The organism is Klebsiella sp. FDAARGOS_511, from assembly GCF_003812845.1.
GTDB classification, from domain to species: domain Bacteria; phylum Pseudomonadota; class Gammaproteobacteria; order Enterobacterales; family Enterobacteriaceae; genus Klebsiella; species Klebsiella grimontii.
Genome location: NZ_CP033824.1, coordinates 4582273 through 4604694, shown reverse-complemented (window position 1 = coordinate 4604694; position 22422 = coordinate 4582273). Strand labels below are relative to the sequence as shown.

The window sequence follows — 22422 nt, the reverse complement described above, 5'->3', positions numbered from 1 at the left end:
CTGCAATATGTAAGATTCGAACCTGTCGCAGGTTCGAGTCGACAAAATTGTTGGGAACAATTTTGCACAACGCGTAGCGTTGTCCGAAGGGCGAGCGAAGCGAGTCATCCTGCACGACCCACCAATGTAAAAAGCGCCCTAAAGGCGCTTTTTTGCTATCTGCGATACACAAAGCCGGAGCAGGCTTTTACTTTACCATTCGCCAATAACGCTTAGTTCACTAGCGTCGCAACCAGTTTCTCCAGCGCGGGCGTCGCCTGCTGCTGATCATAGACGATATATAAATCAGCGGGTATGCGCTCTTCCAGCGGACGAAACACAACCCCCGGCCACATCATTTGCGCATAGCTGTCGGCGATGAGCGTAATACCGATCCCCATACTGACCATCGCCAGCACCGTTTGCGGCTCCATTACCTCACGGATAATCATCGGCGAGAATCCGGCGCTCTGGCAAACGCGTTGTAAAAACGTCCAGTCGGTATGTATTGAGGGCATAGTGACAAAATATTCGTTACGCAACGCCGCAAGCGGGATCGCCTTACGCGCGGCAAGGGGGTGCTCTTCCGGCACGGCCACCAGAAAAGAGGACTCATGCAAGCGCAGGCTGGTAAATCCTGGGGAAGGCGCCGTCGCCATTCGCCAGATGCCGGCATCCAGCTCGCGTCGTTCTAGCATCGCCATCTGCATCGCGGGCATATTCTCTCTGAAAAGCACTTCCACGTTAGGATGCTCTTTCAAAAAACGACGCATCACCGGGCGCATTTTTCCCCACATTGCGGTGCCTATCACGCCCAACTCTACCCGCCCGGCCTCGCCCCGCCCAATCTGCTCCACTCGCGCCAGCGCCTGATGCGCGCTGGAAAGCAGACGACGGGACTCCTCCATGAGGATTCTTCCTGCGTGGGTCAAGGCCACGCTGCGGGAGTGACGAACAAACAATAGCGTGCCGAGCTGCTGCTCCAGATCTTTAATGTGAATGCTGAGCGGGGGTTGCGACATGTTCAGACGGGCCGCCGCACGACCAAAATGCAGCTCTTCTGCAACAGCCAGAAAATAGCGCAATAACTTCAGATCAATACGATGCGTGCGTTCCATGGCTCATGCGCTCCTGGGGCATAAAGATAATGCGCAAAGTTACCACACTGCATCAGAAAAAATGAAACGGCGGAACATGTGCCCGCCGCAGAAGAGGATTAATGGGCCAACTCTTTCTTCATTAGCTCCTCAGGTTCATGTTTATATTTGAAAAAAACGGCAAAAATAGCCGCCAGCAGCAATGAATAGGCCGCGAACACCAGCCAGATGGTCTGCCACTCTTTTACGCCATCAATAGAGAAGTAATCCACGGCCATGCCGCTGAGAATCGAACCTACCCATGCGCCAACACCGTTCACCATGGTCATAAACAACCCTTGCGCGCTGGCGCGAATATGTGCCCCCGCCTGTTGCTCAACGAACACCGACCCTGAAATATTAAAGAAGTCGAATGCGCAGCCGTAGACAATCATCGACATCAGCAGCAGAACAAAACCGAACGGAGACGGATCGCCAAAGGCAAAAAAGCCAAAGCGTAGCGTCCACGCCAGCATACTCATCAGCATGACCGTTTTAATGCCAAAGCGTTTCAGAAAGAAAGGAATGGTGAGAATAAAGGCGACTTCCGCCATCTGCGAAACTGAAAGCAAAATAGAGGGATAACGCACAACAAAGCTGTCGGCAAACGCCGGGTTACGGGCGAAATCATGCAGAAAGGGGTTACCGAAGACGTTAGTTATTTGCAGTACCGCCCCGAGCATCATCGCGAAGAAAAAGAAAATGGCCATCCGCGGATTTTTAAACAATACGAATGCATCCAGTCCCATCCTCGCGGACAATGTGGTGCCAGGTTTCTTCTCGGTCACAGGAATTTTCGGTAGCGTAAGCGCATAAATCGCCAGTAATAACGACGCGGCAGAGGCGATATACAACTGCGCGCTGCTCAGCTCCAGTCCCATCAGGCTCACCGTCCACATGGCGACAATAAAACCAAGAGTGCCAAATACGCGAACAGGAGGAAACGCGGTCGCCGGATCCTGGCCGGACTGCGCCAGGCAGGAGTAGGAAACGCTGTTAGACAAGGAGATGGTCGGCATGTAGGCCATCGCGTTAATCAGCATCACCCAGAACATGGTATCCGGGTCGGTTACGGTCGTCGCATAAAGGAGCACTGCTGCGCAGACCAGGTGGCAGAGCATATATGCCCGTTCCGCACGTAGCCATTTATCGGCAATAATCCCCATAACGCCGGGCATGATAATAGCCGCCAGCCCTTTGGAGCTATAGACCATACCGACGTTTGCGCCGGTGAAATGCAACGTGTTTATCATGTAAGAACCCAGGGTGACCAGCCAGCTTCCCCAGATGAAATATTGCAAAAACGACATGAGCTTTAAGCGAGAGGCGATACTCATTTTTTTCCGTTCCTTGCCATTAAAGTAAGACCCCGCAAGCGGGGTCATATTTATTATTCTTTCAGGCCAGTTTGCGTAAGAAGCCGCAGATCAGGTTGATAAAGTTCTGTCGGGAGAGCTCGGCCGCCGCCAGGGTTTGCGCGTGAGATAATGTCACATCGCCCAGCCCCTCAGCCAGATTGGTAATGGCTGAGACTGCTACCACTTTTAATCCGCAATGACGGGCGGTAATCACTTCCGGCACAACGGACATCCCCACCACATCGCCGCCAATAATCTGCATCATGCGAATCTCTGCTGCCGTTTCAAAATTCGGCCCGGGATAGGAAACAAATACACCTTCGGTCAGCGGAAACCCTTCCTCCGCCGCCACGCTCTGCAGAACGGCGCGATAATCCGCATCATAGGCGTTGGCCAGAGAAAAAAAACGCTCGCCAAAACGTTCATCATTCAGGCCTACCATTGGCGTGCCCGGCATCGTGTTAATATGATCGCTGAGCGCCACCAGGCTTCCCGGCCCGACTTCCGGACGTAAAGAGCCGGCCGCGTTAGTACAAAACAGTAGTTCACACCCCAGCAGCTTTAGCGTGCGGATAGCATCGGTCATCACCGTCATACCCCGCCCTTCATAGAAGTGCCCACGCCCTTTCATACAGGCAACGGGAACGCCGGCCAGATTTCCCAACACCAGTTCACCGGCATGGCCGTGGACCGTACTCACCGGGAAGCCGGGCAGCTTCTCGTAGGAAATCGCCACCGCATCTTCAATTTGTTCCGCCAGCGCCCCAAGACCCGACCCCAGGATAAAGGCCACCCGCGGCGTAAAATCCGGCTTATATCCGCGAATAATATCGGCGCTATACCAGGGGTTCTGTGAGAAAAGCGTGTCGCTCATAAGCTGTCCTTAAAAACTGAAGAATGGATAAAATGATTGGCTACCATCTTGTTATAACGATGCGACGCAATCGATTACCAATACAGTTTTCCCGGAAGTTTGATATCAAAAAGCTATTGATTTCATTTCTGATACAAGGGGTCGTTCTCGCGTAAGGCAGTAAGCCGGGCCGCCTGCAGCCGCACCACCTCCCACAGCGCTTCCGCGGCAGTCGACAGCGAGCGATTTTTGCGCCGCGCCAGCATCAACTGGCGTTCCACTACCGGAGTCAGCCGCTTCACTTGCAAACGGCTTCCCTGCGGGAGCGGCAGCGCTAATGCGGGTAATATGCTGATACCTATCCCCGACTCAACCATCGGAAATAGCGTGGCCGGATGCCCAATCTCCTGCACGATGTTCGCGGTTACAGCAAATCCTGAGAGCGCGGCATCAATCAGCGGACGGCTGCCAGAAGCATAATCCTGCAAAACCAGCCGCTGGGGCTGTAGGTCCTGCCAGCTCACCGCGTCCCGTCCGGCAAAAGGGTGATCGCTGCGGCAAAGCAGCAAGAATGGTTCAGCGAGAACCGTCTCGCACTGTAAATCGGTAGCGGCGCCGGGATCGATAACGATACCAAAATCCACTTCTCCCTGGCGGATGCTCTCCAGCACCCACTGCTGAGGACGATCGTGCAGAACGAAATCTATCTCCGGATAGCGCCGGTTACTGTAGGCAATACACTGTGGGATCAGATGGGCGGAAATGGTCTGGCTGGCCGCCACCCGGACGGTACCCATCAGCTGTTGCCCGACGCGACCGGCCTCACGCAGCGTGCTATTGAGTTCATCCAGCAAGCGCTCAAGCCGGGCCGCCAGCTGCTGTCCGGCCTCCGTGAGCACCACTTCACGCGTCGTTCGGTCAAGCAGGCGTACGCCGGTCTGATGCTCCAGCTCTTTTACGCTATGGCTTACCGCAGACTGGCTAAGACCAATACTCTCCCCTGCCCGACTAAAGCTTTTAACGCGGGCAACGGTCACAAAAACTTTTAACTGACGCAGCGAATAATTCATCTCTTTTTTTCATGAATAGATGCAATAAATCGATTTTATTTCTCAAACTAAAGAAAGCACAATAGCGGCATCGATTTTCAGGAGCGTTTATGAAATTTTTCCGCATTCTTGATCCATTCACCCTGACGTTAGTCACCGTCGTACTGCTGGCCTCTTTTTTCCCTGCTCGCGGTGGATTTGTCCCTTTCTTCGAACATTTAACGACCGCCGCGATCGCGCTGCTGTTCTTTATGCACGGCGCCAAACTCTCGCGTGAGGCGATTGTTGCCGGGGGCAGCCACTGGCGTTTACATCTCTGGGTCATGTGCAGCACGTTTATCGTCTTTCCGGTTCTTGGCGTGCTGTTCGCCTGGTGGGCGCCCGTTAACGTCGATCCGGCGCTCTACACCGGGTTTATTTACCTCTGTATTCTTCCTGCCACCGTCCAGTCGGCCATTGCGTTTACTTCTCTGGCGGGCGGCAACGTTGCGGCTGCAGTATGTTCGGCTTCGGCCTCAAGCCTGCTCGGGATCTTCATTTCGCCATTGCTGGTCGGCCTGTTGATGAATCTGCACGGCGCGGGCGGAAGTCTGGAGCAGGTCGGCAAGATTATGCTGCAATTGCTGCTGCCGTTTGTGCTGGGGCACCTCTCTCGCCCATGGATAGGCAACTGGGTGGCAAAACATAAAAAGTGGATCTCGAAAACCGACCAGACCTCCATCCTGCTGGTGGTCTATTCGGCGTTCAGCGAGGCGGTGGTTAACGGTATCTGGCACAAAGTCGGCATTGGATCGCTACTGTTTATCGTTATTGTCAGCATCGTGCTGCTGGCGATTGTAATTGCTATCAACGTGTTTGTGGCGCGCAGGTGCGGGTTTAATAAAGCGGATGAAATTACGATTGTCTTCTGCGGGTCGAAGAAGAGCCTGGCGAACGGCATTCCGATGGCCAATATTCTCTTCCCGACCTCTATCCTGGGGATAATGGTGCTGCCGCTGATGATCTTCCATCAGATTCAGCTTATGGTCTGTGCGGTGCTGGCACGGCGCTATAAGCGCCAGGCCGAAGCGTTACAGGCGCAGGAGAAAAGCCGCGCCTCCGAAGCCTAACGCGGGCGCTTAAGGGGCTCGACCAGGCTGGTCAGCCCTTCAGTTTTAATCAATAGCGTTAACGCCATCAGCTCGCCAAGATGCCCGGCGGGAAATTGATCCTTACGGGCAAACCACAGCAAATACTCTTCCGGCACATCGATTAAACGCCGCCCTTTGTATTTACCAAACGGCATTTCCGTATTGGCAATCTCAATAAGCTGATCTTTATCCACGCGACTCTCCGAGCAGACGCAGCATTTCGTTTTCATCGATCACCGCAATTCCCAACTCCTGCGCTTTGGCAAGCTTAGAGCCCGCCGCCTCCCCGGCGATGACCAGGTCGGTCTTCTTCGACACGCTGCCCGCCACCTTCGCGCCCAGCGCAACCAGCTGGGCTTTCGCCTCATCACGGGAGAGCTGGCTCAGGCTACCGGTCAGAACCACCGTTTTCCCGGCAAATGGGCTATCAATCTCTTCAGCATTGACCACCACCGGCGCCGGCCAGCGGACGCCTTCTTTACGCAACTGAGCAATCACTTCGCGGTTGCTCTCTTCGGCAAAGAAATTACGCACGTGCGTGGCGACCACAATCCCGACATCAGGCACTTTTTGCAGATCGTCAATCGATGCCTGCTCCAGCGCCTCAATGGTGCCAAAGTGGGCCGCTAAACCGGCTGCCGTCGCCTCTCCGACTTCACGGATCCCCAGCGCGTAAAGGAAACGGGCAAAGGTGGTCTCTTTTGACTTCTCCAGCGCATCCACCACGTTCTGCGCTGATTTTGGCCCCATGCGATCGAGCCCGGTAAGCTTACCCGGCGTCAGTTGAAAAAGATCGGCAGGCGTATGCACATACTCTTTTTCGACCAGCTGATCGATGATTTTATCGCCCATCCCCTCCACATCCAGGGCGCGACGGGAGACAAAGTGCTTGAGTGCTTCTTTACGCTGGGCGCCGCAGATCAGGCCGCCGGTACAGCGCGTCACCACTTCGCCTTCTACGCGTTCAACGTCGGAATGACATACCGGGCAATGCGTGGGAAACACGATTTCACGCGTCTCCTCCGGGCGTTCTGAGAGGACGACGTTCACGACCTGAGGGATAACATCCCCGGCGCGGCGAATAACCACCTTATCGCCGATGCGCAGCCCCAGGCGTTCTATTTCATCAGCATTATGCAGCGTTGCGTTGCTAACCAGAACTCCGGCGACCTGTACTGGCTCCAGACGCGCTACCGGCGTGATGGCGCCAGTACGGCCAACCTGAAACTCGACGTCGCGCACGAAAGTCATCTGCTCCTGGGCCGGAAACTTAAACGCCACTGCCCAGCGCGGCGCGCGGGCCACGAAACCAAGCTGCTCCTGGAGATCAAGCGAATCCACTTTGATAACCACACCGTCGATATCAAACCCCAGATTCGGCCGATCTTCTTCAACTTTGCGATAGTAAGTAAGCACTTCCTCTGGCGAATGGCAGAGCTTTACACGCTCGCTAACCGGTAGCCCCCAGAACTTAAACTGCTGCAAGCGCGCTGAGTGGCTACGCGGCAGCTCGCCGCCTTCCAGTACGCCCACGCCGTAGCAAAAGAAAGTGAGTGGACGCTTCGCGGTAATCCGCGGGTCGAGCTGGCGTAAAGACCCCGCCGCCGCGTTACGCGGGTTAGCAAAGACTTTACCGCCGGTTCGCCGCGCCTCTTCATTAATTTTTTCAAACCCTGCCTGCGGCAGGAAAACCTCTCCGCGAACCTCAAGCCGCTGCGGAATATTGTCACCGTGTAGCTTCAGAGGGATAGCGCGAATGGTGCGTACGTTGGAGGTGATATCTTCACCGGTCGTTCCATCGCCGCGGGTCGCCGCCTGTACCAGTACGCCGTTTTCATACAGGATACTGACCGCCAGGCCATCGAGTTTAAGCTCACAGCAGTAGGTCAGGTCATCGGTATTTTTCAGACGATCCTGAACGCGTTTATTAAACGCAAGGAAGCTCTCTTCATCGAAAACGTTATCCAACGACAGCATCGGCACTTCATGGCGAATCTGGCTGAACGCGGCTAGCGGTGCGGCGCCGACGCGCTGGGTAGGTGAATCGGGCGTAATCAATTCAGGATGTTGAGCTTCCAGTTCACGTAGTTCACGCATCAGCCGATCGTATTCAGCATCAGGAATTTCCGGCGTATCCATGACGTGGTACAGGTATTCATGATGGCGAAGCGTGGTTCGCAGTTCAGTCAGTTTTTGTTCGTTCGATTCCATATCACACCATCAATGATAAAAAACCCCCGACGGGCGGGGGTTCAGGATAAGTAGATGAAACGCAAGAAGATGAATCAGGCGTTAGCCTCTTTCACTTCACGAATTCGATCTTGATATTCACGCAGTTTTTGCGGCGTCATCATCCGACGCTGATCGTCCAGTACTACGCCGCCGACTTCATCGGCAATGTACTGCGCGGACTGCAGCATCAGCTTAAAGTTTTGCAGTTCATCGCCAAAGGATGGAACCTGCATAAAGATAGTGACCCCTGGCGTCATCATATCCGCCATACTGTCCGGATTGAAGGTACCGGGCTTAACCATATTGGCCAGGCTGAAGAGCACCTGACCGCTGCCGTCCGGGCTGAGATGGCGATGAAAGATATTCATATCGCCAAATTTGAAACCCGCCTGCTGGATGCTATTGATTAACAGCTCGCCATTGAGCTGTGAACCATGGTGCGCGGCGACGTTCATCACGATGACCGTCTCCTTACGCTCTTTAGGCTGCGGGGCGGCCTGCTGCGATGCAGGGGCCTGAGGTTCTGGCGCCGGCTGAGGCTCTGGAGCGACGGCAGGTTGTTGAACCGGCTGCTGCACATGCTGAACAGGTTGCTGTGGCTGCGGCGGCTGGACCTGCTGCGGCGGCTGCATCACCGGCTGTTGAGGCGGCACGGCGTGATGCGGTTGCTGAACCGGGGCCTGGGGGTGAACAGGCTGTTGTTGCGGCGGCTGCGCTGCACGGACAGGCTCTTCCGGGCGCACAGGTGGCTGCTGCGCCTGACGCTCATAAGGAGGCTGATACTGGTGCTGCGGCTGACGAGGTGCTTCATGCTCCCCATGAACGCCATTCGGCGCATGACTGGCCCGATGAACCCGGACTTCACCAACGCCTTCAACATCGTCATTAAAGTCGTCGCCTTCCGACTCTTCATCGTCGCGTGACTTCATACGTTTCAGTGGGCGATCGCGAAACATCGAGGAGCGCTCTTTACGGCTGGTCCAAAAACCGTGCACCAGTAAAGCGATTATGGCGATCGCGCCAACAATGATTAATATCAGACGCAAATCCTGCATCATTATATTCTCTGTTGTTCTAACACCTTGCCACCACGGCAAACATTTACTCACTAAGAGTATTTGCCGATTACATCAAGTGCAAGTGCGTGTGGGGCTTTCACTACATAAAGATGAACTAAATCGTGCTTTTTGCTGTTTTTTCGAACATTTCCTAACTGGTTATTGTCTGCTAACCCGATAAAATAGCCCGGCATTCAGCCTGGATGTCAAAAAAGGAGCATTACCTGACTATGGTTTCATCATCCGTAACGACCCCGCGCAGTGGCGTCTACTACTTTTCGCAGGGTTGGAAGCTGATCGGGCTGCCGGGGATACGTCGATACGTATTCCTCCCTTTGCTCGTCAACATTATTCTGATGGGCGGCGCATTCTGGTGGTTGTTCACGCGTCTCGACAGCTGGATCCCCTCTTTGATGAGCCATGTTCCTGAATGGCTGCAATGGCTTAACTATCTGCTGTGGCCCATGGTGGTCATTTCGATTCTGCTTGTCTTCGGCTACTTCTTCTCGACAATCGCCAACTGGATTGCCGCTCCCTTCAGCGGCCTGCTGGCCGAGCAGCTTGAAGCGCGCCTGACGGGTGCGACGCCGCCGGACGTCGGGGTTTTCGGCATTCTGAAAGATGTGCCGCGCATCATGAAGCGCGAGTGGCAGAAGTTCGCCTGGTATCTCCCGCGGGCCATCGTTTTGCTGATCCTCTACTTTATTCCCGGTATCGGCCAGACCATAGCTCCTGTGCTGTGGTTCCTGTTCAGCGCCTGGATGCTGGCAATTCAGTACTGCGACTATCCTTTTGATAACCATAAGGTACCGTTTAAAACGATGCGTCAGGCGCTGCGCACGCGTAAAGTGACCAATATGCAGTTTGGCGCCCTGACCAGCCTGTTTACCATGATCCCGGTGCTGAACCTGGTCATCCTGCCCGTCGCGATTTGCGGCGCGACGGCAATGTGGGTTGATTGCTACCGCGACAAACACGCGATGTGGAAGTAGCGCTATCGCTTTCGGAGCGGCTTATGCCGCTCCTTATTACTTCTGGCTTGTCATTATTTCTCTTCCGAATATAGATATGCTAAATCCTTACTTCCGCATATTCTTTAAGCGGGTATGCTGAAGCCGTACTCCCAAATTTCATACAGTTAAGGACGGGCCATGAGTAAGATTTTTGAAGACAACTCCCTGACTATCGGCCATACGCCGCTGGTTCGACTGAACCGCATCGGTAACGGGCGCATCCTGGCAAAGGTAGAATCTCGTAACCCGAGCTTTAGCGTAAAATGCCGTATCGGTGCCAATATGATTTGGGATGCCGAAAAACGCGGCGTGCTGAAACCCGGCGTTGAGCTGGTGGAACCGACCAGCGGTAATACCGGTATCGCTCTGGCCTACGTGGCTGCGGCGCGCGGCTATAAGCTGACGCTGACCATGCCGGAGACCATGAGCATCGAACGCCGCAAGCTGCTGAAGGCCCTGGGCGCCAATCTGGTGCTGACCGAAGGCGCTAAAGGCATGAAAGGCGCCATCCAGAAAGCCGAAGAGATTGTCGCCAGCAATCCGGAAAAATTCCTCCTGCTGCAGCAGTTCAGCAATCCGGCGAACCCGGAAATTCATGAAAAAACCACCGGCCCGGAAATCTGGGAAGATACCGATGGTCAGGTTGACGTATTTATCTCCGGCGTCGGTACTGGCGGTACACTGACCGGCGTGAGCCGTTATATCAAAGGCACCAAAGGTAAAAAAGATCTGATTACCGTTGCCGTTGAACCCACCGATTCCCCGGTTATCGCCCAGGCGCTGGCGGGCGAAGAGCTTAAGCCCGGACCGCATAAAATTCAGGGTATTGGCGCAGGCTTTATCCCAGGCAACCTGGATTTGAAACTGGTGGATAAAGTGGTTGCGATCACCAACGAAGAAGCCATTTCCACCGCGCGCCGCCTGATGGAAGAGGAAGGTATTCTGGCCGGTATCTCTTCCGGCGCCGCCGTTGCCGCTGCGCTGAAGCTGCAGCAGGATGAATCCTTTACCAATAAGAATATTGTGGTTATCCTACCTTCTTCAGGTGAGCGCTATTTAAGCACCGCATTGTTTGCCGATCTCTTCACTGAGAAAGAACTGCAACAGTAATGCCAGCTTGTTAATATCGTGTAAAAAAGCACCTTTTCAGGTGCTTTTTTGTGGCACACGTCAAACTTTTACCCCTCCTGGCATTGATTCACTTCGTTGGGTCTGGTATTTAACCAGCACATTTATTTCGATGCGCGAAATTATTCCGATTTGGATTTCCATAAGCTGAATCGATTTTATGATTTGGTTCAAGTCTTCCTTTAGCGGCATAATGTTTAATGACGTGGTAGACGTTAACGGCCGAAGGTTTCCACAGCGATTCACCGCTGCTGGTGCCGGAGCCGGATACGTGATGCCGGCGCTAACGATACAGGCTAAAGTTTGGCCGTTAGGCTAAACTTTAGGTCCACAACACTAAACCTATAAGTTGGGGAAATATAATGTTCCAGCAAGAAGTTACTATTACCGCTCCGAACGGTCTGCACACCCGCCCTGCTGCTCAGTTTGTTAAAGAAGCAAAAGGCTTCACTTCTGAGATCACTGTAACCTCCAACGGCAAAAGCGCCAGCGCCAAAAGCCTGTTCAAACTGCAGACTCTGGGCCTGACCCAGGGTACCGTTGTGACTCTCTCTGCCGAAGGCGAAGATGAGCAGAAAGCAGTTGAGCATCTGGTTAAACTGATGGCTGAACTCGAGTAAGTTCACGGGTTCTTTTTAATATCAGTCACAAGTAAGGTAGGGTTATGATTTCAGGCATTTTAGCATCCCCGGGTATCGCTTTCGGCAAAGCTCTTCTGCTGAAAGAAGATGAAATTGTCATCGACCGGAAGAAAATTTCTGCCGATAAGGTTGATCAGGAAGTTGAACGTTTTCTGAACGGCCGCTCCAAGGCCTCCGCCCAGCTGGAGGTCATCAAAACCAAAGCTGGTGAAACTTTCGGTGAAGAAAAAGAAGCCATCTTCGAAGGGCACATCATGCTGCTGGAAGATGAGGAGCTTGAGCAGGAAATCATAGCCCTGATTAAAGATAAGCATATGACTGCCGATGCGGCAGCCAATGAAGTTATCGAAGGTCAGGCTACTGCCCTGGAAGAACTGGATGACGAATACCTGAAAGAGCGTGCAGCTGACGTACGCGACATCGGTAAGCGCCTGCTGCGCAACATCCTCGGTCTGGCCATCATCGATCTGAGCGCGATTCAGGATGAAGTTATTCTGGTTGCCGCTGACCTCACTCCGTCTGAAACCGCGCAGCTGAACCTGAACAAGGTACTGGGTTTCATTACCGACGCAGGCGGCCGTACTTCCCACACCTCCATCATGGCGCGTTCCCTTGAACTGCCGGCCATCGTGGGCACCGGCAGCGTGACCAGCCAGGTGAAAAACGGCGACTATCTGGTTCTCGACGCGGTGAATAATCAGGTTCTGGTTAACCCGAACGACCAACAAATCGAAGAACTGCGCAACCTGCAGGCTCAGGTCGCTGAAGAAAAAGCGGAACTGGCTAAGCTGAAAGACCTGCCGGCAATCACGCTGGACGGCCATCAGGTTGAAGTCTGCGCAAACATCGGTACCGTACGCGACGTTGAAGGTGCCGAGCGTAACGGCGCAGAAGGCGTTGGCTTATATCGTACAGAATTCCTGTTCATGGACCGCGACTCGCTGCCAACTGAAGAAGAACAGTTCGCCGCTTACAAAGCCGTTGCCGAAGCGTGTGGCTCGCAGGCGGTTATCGTTCGCACCATGGACATCGGCGGCGACAAAGAGCTGCCGTATATGAACTTCCCGAAAGAAGAGAACCCGTTCCTCGGCTGGCGCGCGGTGCGCATCGCCATGGATCGCAAAGAGATTCTGCGCGACCAGGTTCGTGCAATCCTGCGTGCTTCCGCTTTCGGTAAACTGCGCATCATGTTCCCGATGATCATCTCTGTTGAAGAAGTGCGTGCACTGAAGAAAGAGATCGAAATCTACAAACAGGAACTGCGCGACGAAGGTAAAGCTTTTGATGAGTCCATTGAGATTGGCGTGATGGTGGAAACCCCAGCCGCTGCGACAATTGCTCGTCACTTAGCCAAAGAAGTTGATTTCTTTAGTATCGGTACCAATGATTTAACGCAGTATACTCTGGCAGTTGACCGTGGTAATGATATGATTTCACATCTTTACCAGCCAATGTCCCCGTCCGTGCTGACGCTGATTAAGCAAGTTATTGATGCTTCTCATGCTGAAGGCAAATGGACTGGCATGTGCGGTGAGCTTGCGGGCGATGAACGTGCTACACTTCTGTTGCTGGGTATGGGTCTGGACGAGTTCTCTATGAGCGCCATTTCCATCCCGCGCATCAAGAAGATTATCCGTAACACGAACTTCGAAGATGCGAAAGTATTAGCAGAGCAGGCTCTTGCTCAACCGACAACGGACGAGTTAATGACGCTGGTTAACAAGTTCATTGAAGAAAAAACAATCTGCTAATTCACGAGATGCGCGGCCCAAATTACTGCTTAGGAGAAGATCATGGGTTTGTTCGATAAATTGAAATCTCTGGTTTCTGATGACAAAAAAGACACCGGAACTATTGAGATTGTTGCCCCGCTCTCTGGCGAGATCGTCAACATTGAAGACGTGCCGGATGTAGTTTTCGCGGAAAAAATTGTGGGTGATGGCATTGCTATCAAACCTACTGGCAACAAAATGGTTGCGCCGGTAGATGGTACCATCGGTAAAATTTTTGAAACCAACCATGCTTTTTCAATCGAATCTGATAGCGGCATTGAACTGTTCGTTCACTTCGGTATTGATACCGTTGAACTGAAAGGCGAAGGCTTCAAACGTATCGCTGAAGAAGGCCAGCGCGTGAAAGTCGGCGACCCGGTTATCGAATTCGATCTGCCGCTGCTGGAAGAGAAAGCCAAGTCTACCCTGACTCCGGTTGTTATCTCCAACATGGACGAGATCAAAGAGCTGATCAAACTGTCCGGTAGCGTAACCGTGGGTGAAACTCCGGTTATCCGCATCAAGAAGTAATTCTTGCCGCAGAAGAATGGCGCCTCTCGGCGCCATTTTTTTATATCGCCGCTTTAAACGGCCGGTAGCGCTTCTCTCGCGAAAGTATTTTCATCCCTTCTGGACTGCTTTCCAGAATCCGCTTCTCGCTATCAGAAACCAGCAAATCATACTGATATCCACCCACGGCGCCAAAGAGCGAACCAATTTCGCAGATATCTTCCAGCGCTTCGCTGCCGGTCGTTTCAAAATGACCGACGACTCTTCCCTGCTGACGCACCACTAAGCGATAGCTCTTCATACTCCTTCCCCTCTCGGCGGCAGAATGAGCTCATCGCAGCCCTGTTCATCGGTCCACGTCATAACCGCCAGCACCCGCTGCGCGGCGACTTTAGCGGCGTCGCCCAGCGGCATTCCGCCCACCAGGCCGCAGGCCAGTTCGGCGCAAAAAAGATCGCCCGTTCCCTTAAGGTCGGTTTCTACACGCGGATGTTCGATCACCTCGACCGACTCTGCGCTAACCACCAGCACGTTGATCGTGGCGCTATCCGCTCCCGGTGCGCTGGTAATAACGACCCATTTCAGTGAATCAGAGAGCAGACTACGGGCGGCAATAATCGCCTCCTGCTGATTATGACAAGGCAGGCCGCTTAGCGTCTCCAGCTCAAACAGATTGGGCGTGATCACCTGAGCCAACGGGAGCAAATGCGCACGGTAGGCTTCAGGGATCTCGGCCTTGACGTAGATGCCGCTATCCACATCGCCAATGACGGGATCAACGATAATACACAGTTCAGGATGGTGCTCGCGAATGCGCAGCAGCCATTGCGCCAGACGCTTAATCTGCACGGCGCTGCCCATATAGCCGGTCGTTACCGCCCGCAGCTCGCGGAGCGCGTCACGCTCCTCCAGCGCCTTTAAATAGCCGGCAAACCACTCTTCCGGGATAACGCCGCCATAGTAAGTATCATAGTGCGGCGTATTGCTGAACAGCACCGTCGGCACCGCGATGACCCGCAGGCCATGCTGCTTTATCGCCGGTATCGCAATACTGTTGCCTACGCTGCCGTAGACCACCTGCGACTGCACGGCCACAATATCGACCTGCAGCGCCCGGCTTTTATCGTTAAAGAGCACCGATTGTATTTCATCTTGCTGATCCATCCTTTCTCCTCCCGCTGGACAGCGAGTCAGACTCTGATTATCATTCGTCCTATGCTAAAATTCATTTTGTCATAGGTCAATAATGATCGTTGGAAAAACTGCCAGTGAGATCTTCGATAACATCCGCCATCTGGTACAAAGCGGCGCGCTCAAGCCTGGCGATATTTTGCCGCCGGTCCGCGAGCTGGCTGGCAAGCTGGCGGTTAATCGCAATACCGTCGCTGCCGCCTATAAGCGCCTGGTAACCTCCGGTCTGGCCATCAGTCAAGGGCGTAATGGCACCGCCATTAAAACGCATAATACTCTTCCCGCCATTGAAGGGGGCGATCCCTCTTCGCCGCTGAAGGATATTTCCAGCGGTAATCCCGATCCCGCTCGCCTGGCGGACCTCAAGCACTCCCTCGGTGCGATTGCTTTAACGCCCCGTCTGTACGGCGATGCGGCGGTTGAGCCTCGGCTGGCCGCGTGGGCCAGCCGCTGGGTTAACCCGGATCTGGAGATGGACGCCGAGATTAACCTCGCCAGCGGCGCCGTCGATGCGCTTGAGCGCCTGCTATGCGCCCTGCTGCTGTCCGGCGATAGCGTGGCCATTGAAGATCCCTGCTTTCTCAGCAGCATCAATATGCTGCGCTATGCCGGTTTTCACCCTTCCCCGGTGCCGGTCGACGGGGAAGGCATGCAACCTGAGTCCCTTGAAGAGGCGCTGCGCAACGGCGCCCGGGCGGTCATTATCACCCCGCGCGCGCACAATCCGACCGGCTGTAGCCTCAGCGATTCCCGCGCCCGGGCAATACGCCAAATACTGGCCCGCTATCCGCAGGTTCTGGTAATTGTTGACGATCATTTCGCGCTGCTCTCCGCCACGCCCTGGTACTCCCCTATCGCCGTGGAAAGCCAGCGTTGGGCGCTGGTACGCTCCCTGTCAAAAACCCTGGGGCCGGATATGCGTCTGGCCATCGTCGCCAGCGACGCCGACACGTCGGCGGCGCTGCGACTGAGGCTTAATTCCGGTAGCCAATGGGTCAGCCATCTGTTGCAGGATCTGGTCATCGCCTGCCTTAACGACAACGCCTTTATGGCCTCTCTGGCGGAAACCCGGCGCCACTATCGTCAGCAGCATGAAAAGCTGATTGCCGCCCTCGCCAGCCGCGGAATCACCCACCTGACGCCAGGAGACGGGCTTAATTTTTGGTTCCCGCTGCAGGAGCCGAGCCAGCCGGTGGCGCTCCGTCTGGCGCACGCCGGCTGGCTGGTTCGCGAAGGCGAAACGTTCGGCATTCGCGCCCCAGCGCACGGGCTGCGGTTGTCGCTTGCAACGCTTAACGATAATGAAATTAATAAGCTCGCCAATGACTTATACCAGGTATTACAACAACAGTGACGGGAGTTAACGCTATGCAGATCCACTTTATCGTCCATGAAGTCTTTGAAGCGCCGGGGGCTTACCTGCGCTGGGCGCAGGCGCGCGGCTACGGTACCAGCTGGTCGCGGGTATATGCGGGAGATGCGCTCCCGGAAAACGCCGATGCTTTTGATATGCTGGTTGTGCTCGGCGGCCCACAATCTCCGCGCACAACATTAACTGAGTGCCCCTGGTTTGATAGCCACGCCGAGCAGCGTTTGATTGCACAGGCCATTGCCGCCGGGCGGATCGTGGTGGGGATTTGTCTCGGCTCGCAGCTTATCGGCGAAGCGCTGGGCGCGCCGGTTATGCAGAGTCCAGAAAAAGAGGTCGGCCACTATCCTATCACGCTCACCACCGCAGGTCTGCAGGATGACAAACTGGCCCATTTTGGCCCCTCGCTGGTCGTCGGCCACTGGCATAACGATATGCCTGGCCTGACGCCAGAGGCGGAAGTGATGGCCTCCAGCGAAGGCTGCCCGCGGCAAATTGTGAAATACAGCGACCGGGTCTATGGCTTCCAGTGCCACATGGAGTTTGATGCTGAGGTCATCGAGCTGCTGATCTCTCATTCACAGCTGGAGCTCAGCGCCGCCAGAGGCAGGCGTTTCATTCGCAGTGAACAGGAGATGCGCGCCTGGGATTATCGCGAAATGAATGAGAAGCTATGGGTGTTCCTTGATAAGCTGACGGCAAAGTAAGCAAAACGCTTTTATTCAAGCCCGACAATGCGAGGATCGCCAGAAATGCACAATCCCAACCCGCAACTTAAAGCCGCCATCGAAGCCTGCGATCGCGCTATCTCCCAAAAAGATTACGCAACACTGATGGAATATTACGCTGAAGACGCCGCGCTTGTCGTCAAACCAGGCATGGTGGTCAGAGGCAAAGAAAATATTCGCAACGCGTTTATCGCCATTGCCGACTATTTCCAGCACCGGCTGGTGGTGACGCAGGGAAAAATGGAGATCATCGAAGGCGGCGATAATGCGCTGGTGATTATGGAGACCCGACCGGATATCCCGACAGAAGCCGGGATAACACAGGTCACGCGGCGCGCAACCTATGTCTTTCGTCAGCAGGGCGAACGCTGGCTCTGCACCGTGGACAACTCCTACGGTACCGACCTGCTCGACATGCCCGAAGTTTAAATTCCCGCGCCCTGGGTAAAGTGCTCTTCGCCAAATACACCGGTAGAAAGGTAGCGATCGCCGCGATCGCAAACGATCGCCACCACTACCGCGCCGGGATTTTCGCGGGCAACGCGCAACGCGCCCGCCACCGCGCCGCCGGAACTGACGCCGCAGAAAATCCCTTCCTTCACCGCCAGCATCCGCATGGTGTTTTCGGCATCCTGTTGATGGATATCGAGCACCACGTCCACCAGCTGCGCGTTAAAAATACCCGGCATATATTCGGCAGGCCAGCGGCGAATTCCGGGAATACTGCTCCCCTCTTCCGGCTGCAGTCCGACGATGCTCACCGCTTTATCCTGCTCGCGCAGAAAACGCGATACGCCGGTAATGGTGCCGGTGGTGCCCATACTGGAGACAAAATGGGTGATCCGCCCGTCGGTCTGCCGCCAGATTTCCGGCCCGGTGGTGGTGTAGTGCGCGTACGGGTTGTCCGGGTTGTTGAACTGATCGAGCAGCTTGCCTTCGCCGCGCTGTGCCATTTCTAACGCTAAGTCACGCGCACCTTCCATTCCCTGCTCTTTCGTCACCAGAATTAGCTCCGCGCCGTAGGCGCGCATGGCGGCACGGCGCTCCTGGCTCATGTTGTCCGGCATCAGCAGCTTCATCTGATAGCCTTTAAGCGCGGCGATCATCGCCAGCGCAATGCCGGTGTTGCCGCTGGTCGCTTCAATCAGCACATCACCGGGCTTAATTTCTCCGCGCTTTTCAGCCTCGACAATCATCGACAGCGCCGCTCTGTCTTTCACCGAGCCCGCGGGATTGTTGCCTTCGAGTTTGACCCATATTTCGCTGCCGTTGTCCGGCCCCATGCGCTGCAGTTTGACCAGAGGAGTGTTGCCGATGGTGTGTTCGAGTGTATTCACGATTTCTACTCAATAAAAAAGCCGGGTGGCGCTTCGCTTACCCGGCCTACAAGACGTAGTGATAACTGTAGGCCCGATAGGCGAAGCGCCACCGGGCGATAAACTATGCAATAAGCTATCAGGCCGATTCAGCCAGAGCAAGCTCCTCGCGCGGCTCAATACGTTCATTGCCGTTGTACAGACGCGCGTTCTGCAGGCCAACAAACAGGCGTTCCCCGCGGTGCGGCGCATCTTCACCCTGATGCACCACGGTTAGCGGTTCGTCATACCACCCGAGAGGCTGCACAACTAATTGGGTGTAGTGGCCTTTCGGGCTCGCTTCCAGCACCTGTACCGGCAGCGGCGAATCCAGGCTGGTACGACGGCTGATATCCACTTCCCACGGACGCAAGAACAGATCGACCGGCCCCTGGTACGCCGGGGTATAGCCCAACGGCCAGCGATGCGCGCCGACGTGGAACTGACCGCCGCGAAGGGTTCCCTTCAGGCGGTTAACTTCGCCCATGAACTCCAGCACAAAACGAGTGGCCGGCTCGCGCCATACCCGATCGGGCGCATCGGCCTGTTCGATATTGCCCTGGCTCATGACCACCACGCGATCGGCAACTTCGGTCGCCTCTTCCTGATCGTGCGTGACAAATACGCTGGTAAATTTCAGCTCTTCGTGCAGCTGACGCAGCCAGCGTCTCAATTCTTTACGTACCTGGGCGTCCAGCGCGCCAAAAGGTTCATCCAGCAGCAGAATCTGCGGTTCAACCGCCAGCGCGCGCGCTAACGCGACGCGCTGCTTCTGCCCGCCGGAAAGCTGGGCCGGATAGCGATCCGCCAGATGCGCCAGCTGGACCATCTCCAGCAGTTTGGTGACTTTTGCCTTGATGCCGGCAGCATTTGGTCGTTCACGACGCGGCAGTACCGTCAGGCCAAAGGCGATATTGTCGAACACCGTCATATGGCGAAACAGCGCGTAGTGCTGGAACACGAAGCCGACTTTACGGTCGCGTGCATGCACGCGGCTGACGTCGGTACCGTGAAAACGGATATGGCCGCTGGACTGATTTTCCAGCCCGGCGATGATACGCAGCAGCGTGGTTTTCCCGGAGCCTGACGGCCCCAGTAGCGCGACCATCTGTCCGGAGGGGATATCCAGCGAGATATCATTCAGCACCTGCGTGCGACCAAAAGACTTCTTAATATTGGCAATCTCAATGCTCATGATTTCCCTCCAGTTGCGCGCGTTTTTCCTGATTGGCCAAACGCCATTGCACCATACTCTTCAAAAATAGGGTCAAAATAGCCATTAACGTCAGCAGGGCGGCGGCGGTAAAGGAACCGACGGAATTGTAATCCTGCTCCAGTAGTTCAATTTGTAGCGGCAGCGATAAGGTTTCGCCGCGAATTGAGCCGGAAACCACCGACACGGCGCCGAATTCACCAATCGCGCGGGCGTTAGTCAGCACCACGCCGTAGAGCAGCGCCCAGCGAATGTTGGGCAGCGTAACCCGGCGGAACATCTGCCAGCCCGAAGCGCCGAGCAGAATCGCCGCCTCATCTTCATTACTGCCCTGGCTCATCATCACCGGCACCAGTTCGCGGACCACAAACGGACAGGTCACAAAAATGGTCGCCAGGACCATACCCGGCCAGGCAAACATAATCTGTAGGTTATGCTCATCGAGCCAGCCGCCCAGCGGACCGTTAGAACCGTAAAACAGCAGATAAACCAGACCCGCCACCACCGGCGAGACGGCAAAAGGTATATCCAGCAGCGTCAACAGCAGCTGACGGCCTGGAAAGGTAAAGCGCGTCACCAGCCACGCCAGCAGCGTACCGAAAACCAGGTTTACCGGTACGGTAATCAAGGCAATCATGACCGTTAGCCAGATGGCGTGCAGCATGTCCGGGTCTGCAAGATTTTGCAGCACCGGCATCAGGCCTTTGCTAAAGGCCTGCACGAAGATATAGACCATCGGCACAATCAGGATGAAGGCAGAAACCAGCACGCCCGCACCTATCAGAAACCATTTACCCCAGTTGATGCGGGGCGCATCGTATCGCTTCAATTGCGTAACTTCCGCCATCAGTGACCTACCACACGTCGACCAAAGCGACTTTGCAGAGTGTTAATCGAGTACAGCAGCAGCAGCGAGGCAGCGAGGATCACCGAAGCGATCGCGCTCGCCGCCGGGTAATCGAACTCCTGCAAACGGATAAAAATCATCAGCGAGGTAACTTCCGTTTTCCACGCAATGTTGCCGGCGATAAAAATCACCGCGCCGAACTCCCCGAGGCTGCGGGTAAAGGACAGCGCAACGCCGGCCATCAGCGCCGGGGAAAGCTCCGGCAGCACCACCTTGCGAAAGCTCTGCCAGCGCGTGGCGCCCAGGGTTTCCGCCGCTTCTTCATATTCCGGGCCCAGCTCTTCCAGCACCGGCTGCACGGTACGCACCACAAACGGGATGCTGGTAAAGGCCATGGCCACCGCGATACCGAGCCACGTATAGGTGACTTTAATATCAAATTTCGCCAGCCACTCGCCGTACAACCCGTTCACGGAGAAGAGCGACGCGAGGGTTAAGCCGGCAACGGCCGTCGGCAGCGCAAACGGCAAATCCATCAGAGCATCAAGCAGCGTGCGGCCCGGGAAGCGGTAGCGGGTTAAGATCCACGCCATCAGCAGACCGAACACGCCGTTAAAAATCGACGCCACAAACGCCGAGAGCAGCGTCACTTTATAGGCCGCTACCACCTGCGGGTTAGTGACCACATCCCAGTACTGCGCCCAGCTCATCTGGGCAAGCTGCATCACCAGCGCGCTGAGCGGTAACAATAGGATCAGGCAGACGAACAGCAGGCTGGTCCCGAGGCTTAAGGTAAAGCCCGGCAGCACGCGTTTAGTCGATACTGCAAACATTACTTACGCCCCGCCGCCAGCAGTTTGTCCAGCTCACCGCCGCTGGCAAAATGGGTTTTCATCACTTCCGGCCAGGAACCAAATTTATCTTCCACGCGGAACAGCTCGGTCTGCGGGAATTTCTCTTTCAGGGAATCCATCACTTTCGGGTTGTTCACGCGATAGTAATAGTCCGTGATGACCGTCTGCGCCTGCGGGCTATAGAGCCAGTTCAGGTAGGCTTTCGCCGCTTTCTCCGTTCCGTTGGCCTGCACGTTTTTATCCACCCAGGCAACCGGGAATTCAGCGAGGATATTGGTTTTAGGAATGACCACCTCAAAGCCCTGATCTTCGTACTGTTTACGAATGTTATTCACTTCAGACTCGAAGCTAATCAGCACATCGCCAAGCCCACGCTCGGCAAAGGTGGTAGTTGCGCCGCGCCCGCCGGTATCAAACACCTCGACGTTTTTCAGAAACTGAGTCATAAACTGCTCGGTTTTCGCTTTATCGCCGCCGTCAGCTTTGTCCGCGGCCCCCCAGGCAGCCAGGTAGGTGTAACGGGCATTGCCGGAGGTCTTCGGGTTCGGGAAAATCAGCTTCACGTCGGAACGCACTAAGTCATTCCAGTCGTGGATATTTTTCGGGTTGCCTTTACGCACCAGGAATCCCATCGTCGAGTAAAACGGCGAGCTGTTATTCGGCAGACGGCTTTGCCAGTCCGCCGGGATCAGTTTGCCTTTATCGTGCAGAATCTGGACGTCGGTCACCTGATTGTAGGTCACCACGTCGGCCTTAAGCCCTTGCAGAATCGCCAGCGCCTGTTTTGATGACCCGGCATGAGATTGTTTAATCGTCAGCTTATCGCCGCCGTTATCTTTCGCCCACTGCTGTTCAAACTGCGGGTTAAGGGCGGCAAACAGCTCGCGGGAAACATCGTAGGAACTGTTCAGCAGTTCCGTCGCCTGCGCCTGCGCAACCAGCAGCACAGAAGCAGCCAGCGCCAGATATCCTTTTGTTAATGATTTAACGGCCATTGCGCACCCTT

The 22422-nt window shown here is 55.1% G+C and carries 23 protein-coding genes; 9 read left to right on the top strand and 14 right to left on the bottom strand.

The annotated features are described in order from the left end of the window. Positions 1 to 212: 212 nt before the first annotated feature. The 4 genes from EGY08_RS23270 to EGY08_RS23255 form a co-directional block, all read right to left on the bottom strand. Positions 213 to 1097 (bottom strand): LysR family transcriptional regulator, encoded by an 885-nt coding sequence (locus EGY08_RS23270; protein WP_004123327.1) that lies wholly within the window; start codon positions 1095 to 1097, stop codon positions 213 to 215. Between the two features lie 98 nt (positions 1098 to 1195). Further along, entirely contained in the window at positions 1196 to 2452 is a 1257-nt protein-coding gene (locus tag EGY08_RS23265; protein ID WP_123828988.1) for a nucleoside permease, read from the bottom strand. Positions 2453 to 2513: 61 nt separating this feature from the next. Then, positions 2514 to 3347 (bottom strand): xanthosine phosphorylase, encoded by an 834-nt coding sequence (gene xapA, locus EGY08_RS23260; RefSeq protein WP_004123338.1) that lies wholly within the window; start codon positions 3345 to 3347, stop codon positions 2514 to 2516. Between the two features lie 122 nt (positions 3348 to 3469). Then, entirely contained in the window at positions 3470 to 4396 is a 927-nt protein-coding gene (locus tag EGY08_RS23255) for a LysR family transcriptional regulator (protein ID WP_112165550.1), read from the bottom strand. Between the two features lie 89 nt (positions 4397 to 4485). Here EGY08_RS23255 and EGY08_RS23250 point away from each other — a divergent pair, with 89 nt between their 5' ends. Next, positions 4486 to 5484 carry a bile acid:sodium symporter family protein gene (locus EGY08_RS23250; RefSeq protein ID WP_004123343.1) on the top strand — a complete coding sequence of 333 codons (999 nt, stop codon included), beginning with the start codon at positions 4486 to 4488 and terminating at the stop codon, positions 5482 to 5484. Here the strand turns inward: EGY08_RS23250 and EGY08_RS23245 are convergent. From EGY08_RS23245 to zipA, 3 genes are all read right to left on the bottom strand, one after another. Next, complete coding sequence (locus EGY08_RS23245; RefSeq protein WP_004123346.1) at positions 5481 to 5699, bottom strand: DUF3820 family protein; 219 nt, start codon at positions 5697 to 5699, stop codon at positions 5481 to 5483. The two genes, EGY08_RS23250 and EGY08_RS23245, sit on opposite strands and share 4 nt — an antisense overlap. Beyond that, a complete protein-coding gene (gene ligA / locus EGY08_RS23240) occupies positions 5692 to 7716 on the bottom strand; it encodes an NAD-dependent DNA ligase LigA (RefSeq protein ID WP_004123348.1) in 2025 nt (674 codons plus the stop codon). Before ligA ends, EGY08_RS23245 begins: the two co-directional genes overlap by 8 nt. Positions 7717 to 7790: 74 nt before the next feature. Then, a complete protein-coding gene (gene zipA, locus EGY08_RS23235; RefSeq protein ID WP_170100779.1) occupies positions 7791 to 8795 on the bottom strand; it encodes a cell division protein ZipA in 1005 nt (334 codons plus the stop codon). Between the two features lie 230 nt (positions 8796 to 9025). Here zipA and cysZ point away from each other — a divergent pair, with 230 nt between their 5' ends. The 5 genes from cysZ to crr all read left to right on the top strand — a co-directional run bounded on the left by cysZ (position 9026) and on the right by crr (position 13880). Next, positions 9026 to 9787: a sulfate transporter CysZ gene (gene cysZ, locus EGY08_RS23230; protein WP_004123354.1), complete on the top strand. Its 762-nt coding sequence runs from the start codon at positions 9026 to 9028 to the stop codon at positions 9785 to 9787. A gap of 159 nt (positions 9788 to 9946) precedes the next feature. Beyond that, the gene (cysK, locus tag EGY08_RS23225; protein ID WP_123828986.1) at positions 9947 to 10918 is read left to right on the top strand and encodes a cysteine synthase A; all 972 of its coding nucleotides are present in this window, start codon (positions 9947 to 9949) and stop codon (positions 10916 to 10918) included. Between the two features lie 380 nt (positions 10919 to 11298). Next, positions 11299 to 11556 (top strand): phosphocarrier protein Hpr, encoded by a 258-nt coding sequence (gene ptsH / locus EGY08_RS23220; RefSeq protein ID WP_002913505.1) that lies wholly within the window; start codon positions 11299 to 11301, stop codon positions 11554 to 11556. A 44-nt stretch (positions 11557 to 11600) separates the two neighbouring features. After that, the gene (ptsI, locus tag EGY08_RS23215) at positions 11601 to 13328 is read left to right on the top strand and encodes a phosphoenolpyruvate-protein phosphotransferase PtsI (protein WP_004123358.1); all 1728 of its coding nucleotides are present in this window, start codon (positions 11601 to 11603) and stop codon (positions 13326 to 13328) included. A gap of 42 nt (positions 13329 to 13370) precedes the next feature. After that, positions 13371 to 13880 (top strand): PTS glucose transporter subunit IIA, encoded by a 510-nt coding sequence (gene crr, locus EGY08_RS23210; RefSeq protein WP_000522253.1) that lies wholly within the window; start codon positions 13371 to 13373, stop codon positions 13878 to 13880. 40 nt (positions 13881 to 13920) lie between these two features. Here the strand turns inward: crr and EGY08_RS23205 are convergent, their stop codons facing one another. Together EGY08_RS23205 and pdxK are read right to left on the bottom strand one after the other, a co-directional pair. Beyond that, positions 13921 to 14160, bottom strand: coding sequence for a cytoplasmic protein (locus EGY08_RS23205; RefSeq protein WP_123828984.1), 240 nt, complete (start codon positions 14158 to 14160; stop codon positions 13921 to 13923). Then, a complete protein-coding gene (pdxK, locus tag EGY08_RS23200) occupies positions 14157 to 15023 on the bottom strand; it encodes a pyridoxine/pyridoxal/pyridoxamine kinase (protein ID WP_004123362.1) in 867 nt (288 codons plus the stop codon). Before pdxK ends, EGY08_RS23205 begins: the two co-directional genes overlap by 4 nt. 82 nt (positions 15024 to 15105) lie before the next feature. Between pdxK and ptsJ the strand changes: the two genes are divergently transcribed. The 3 genes from ptsJ to EGY08_RS23185 are packed head-to-tail and all read left to right on the top strand — an operon-like array spanning position 15106 to position 17576. Further along, entirely contained in the window at positions 15106 to 16404 is a 1299-nt protein-coding gene (gene ptsJ / locus EGY08_RS23195; RefSeq protein WP_123828982.1) for a transcriptional regulator PtsJ, read from the top strand. A 14-nt stretch (positions 16405 to 16418) separates the two neighbouring features. Then, the gene (locus EGY08_RS23190) at positions 16419 to 17126 is read left to right on the top strand and encodes a type 1 glutamine amidotransferase (RefSeq protein ID WP_049113205.1); all 708 of its coding nucleotides are present in this window, start codon (positions 16419 to 16421) and stop codon (positions 17124 to 17126) included. A 45-nt stretch (positions 17127 to 17171) separates the two neighbouring features. Beyond that, positions 17172 to 17576: a YybH family protein gene (locus tag EGY08_RS23185; protein WP_123828980.1), complete on the top strand. Its 405-nt coding sequence runs from the start codon at positions 17172 to 17174 to the stop codon at positions 17574 to 17576. Here the strand turns inward: EGY08_RS23185 and cysM are convergent. The 5 genes from cysM to cysP form a co-directional block, all read right to left on the bottom strand. Next, positions 17573 to 18484 (bottom strand): cysteine synthase CysM, encoded by a 912-nt coding sequence (gene cysM, locus EGY08_RS23180; protein WP_004123372.1) that lies wholly within the window; start codon positions 18482 to 18484, stop codon positions 17573 to 17575. The genes EGY08_RS23185 and cysM overlap by 4 nt on opposite strands. 118 nt (positions 18485 to 18602) lie before the next feature. After that, on the bottom strand, positions 18603 to 19697 hold the full coding sequence (gene cysA, locus EGY08_RS23175; RefSeq protein ID WP_004123374.1) for a sulfate/thiosulfate ABC transporter ATP-binding protein CysA: 1095 nt from the start codon (positions 19695 to 19697) through the stop codon (positions 18603 to 18605). Next, positions 19687 to 20562, bottom strand: coding sequence for a sulfate/thiosulfate ABC transporter permease CysW (gene cysW / locus EGY08_RS23170; protein WP_004123376.1), 876 nt, complete (start codon positions 20560 to 20562; stop codon positions 19687 to 19689). The genes cysA and cysW overlap by 11 nt, the downstream gene beginning before the upstream one ends. Continuing rightward, positions 20562 to 21395, bottom strand: coding sequence for a sulfate/thiosulfate ABC transporter permease CysT (cysT, locus tag EGY08_RS23165; RefSeq protein WP_004123378.1), 834 nt, complete (start codon positions 21393 to 21395; stop codon positions 20562 to 20564). The genes cysW and cysT overlap by 1 nt, the downstream gene beginning before the upstream one ends. After that, positions 21395 to 22411: a thiosulfate/sulfate ABC transporter substrate-binding protein CysP gene (gene cysP, locus EGY08_RS23160; protein ID WP_004123380.1), complete on the bottom strand. Its 1017-nt coding sequence runs from the start codon at positions 22409 to 22411 to the stop codon at positions 21395 to 21397. Before cysP ends, cysT begins: the two co-directional genes overlap by 1 nt. Positions 22412 to 22422 lie beyond the last annotated feature (11 nt).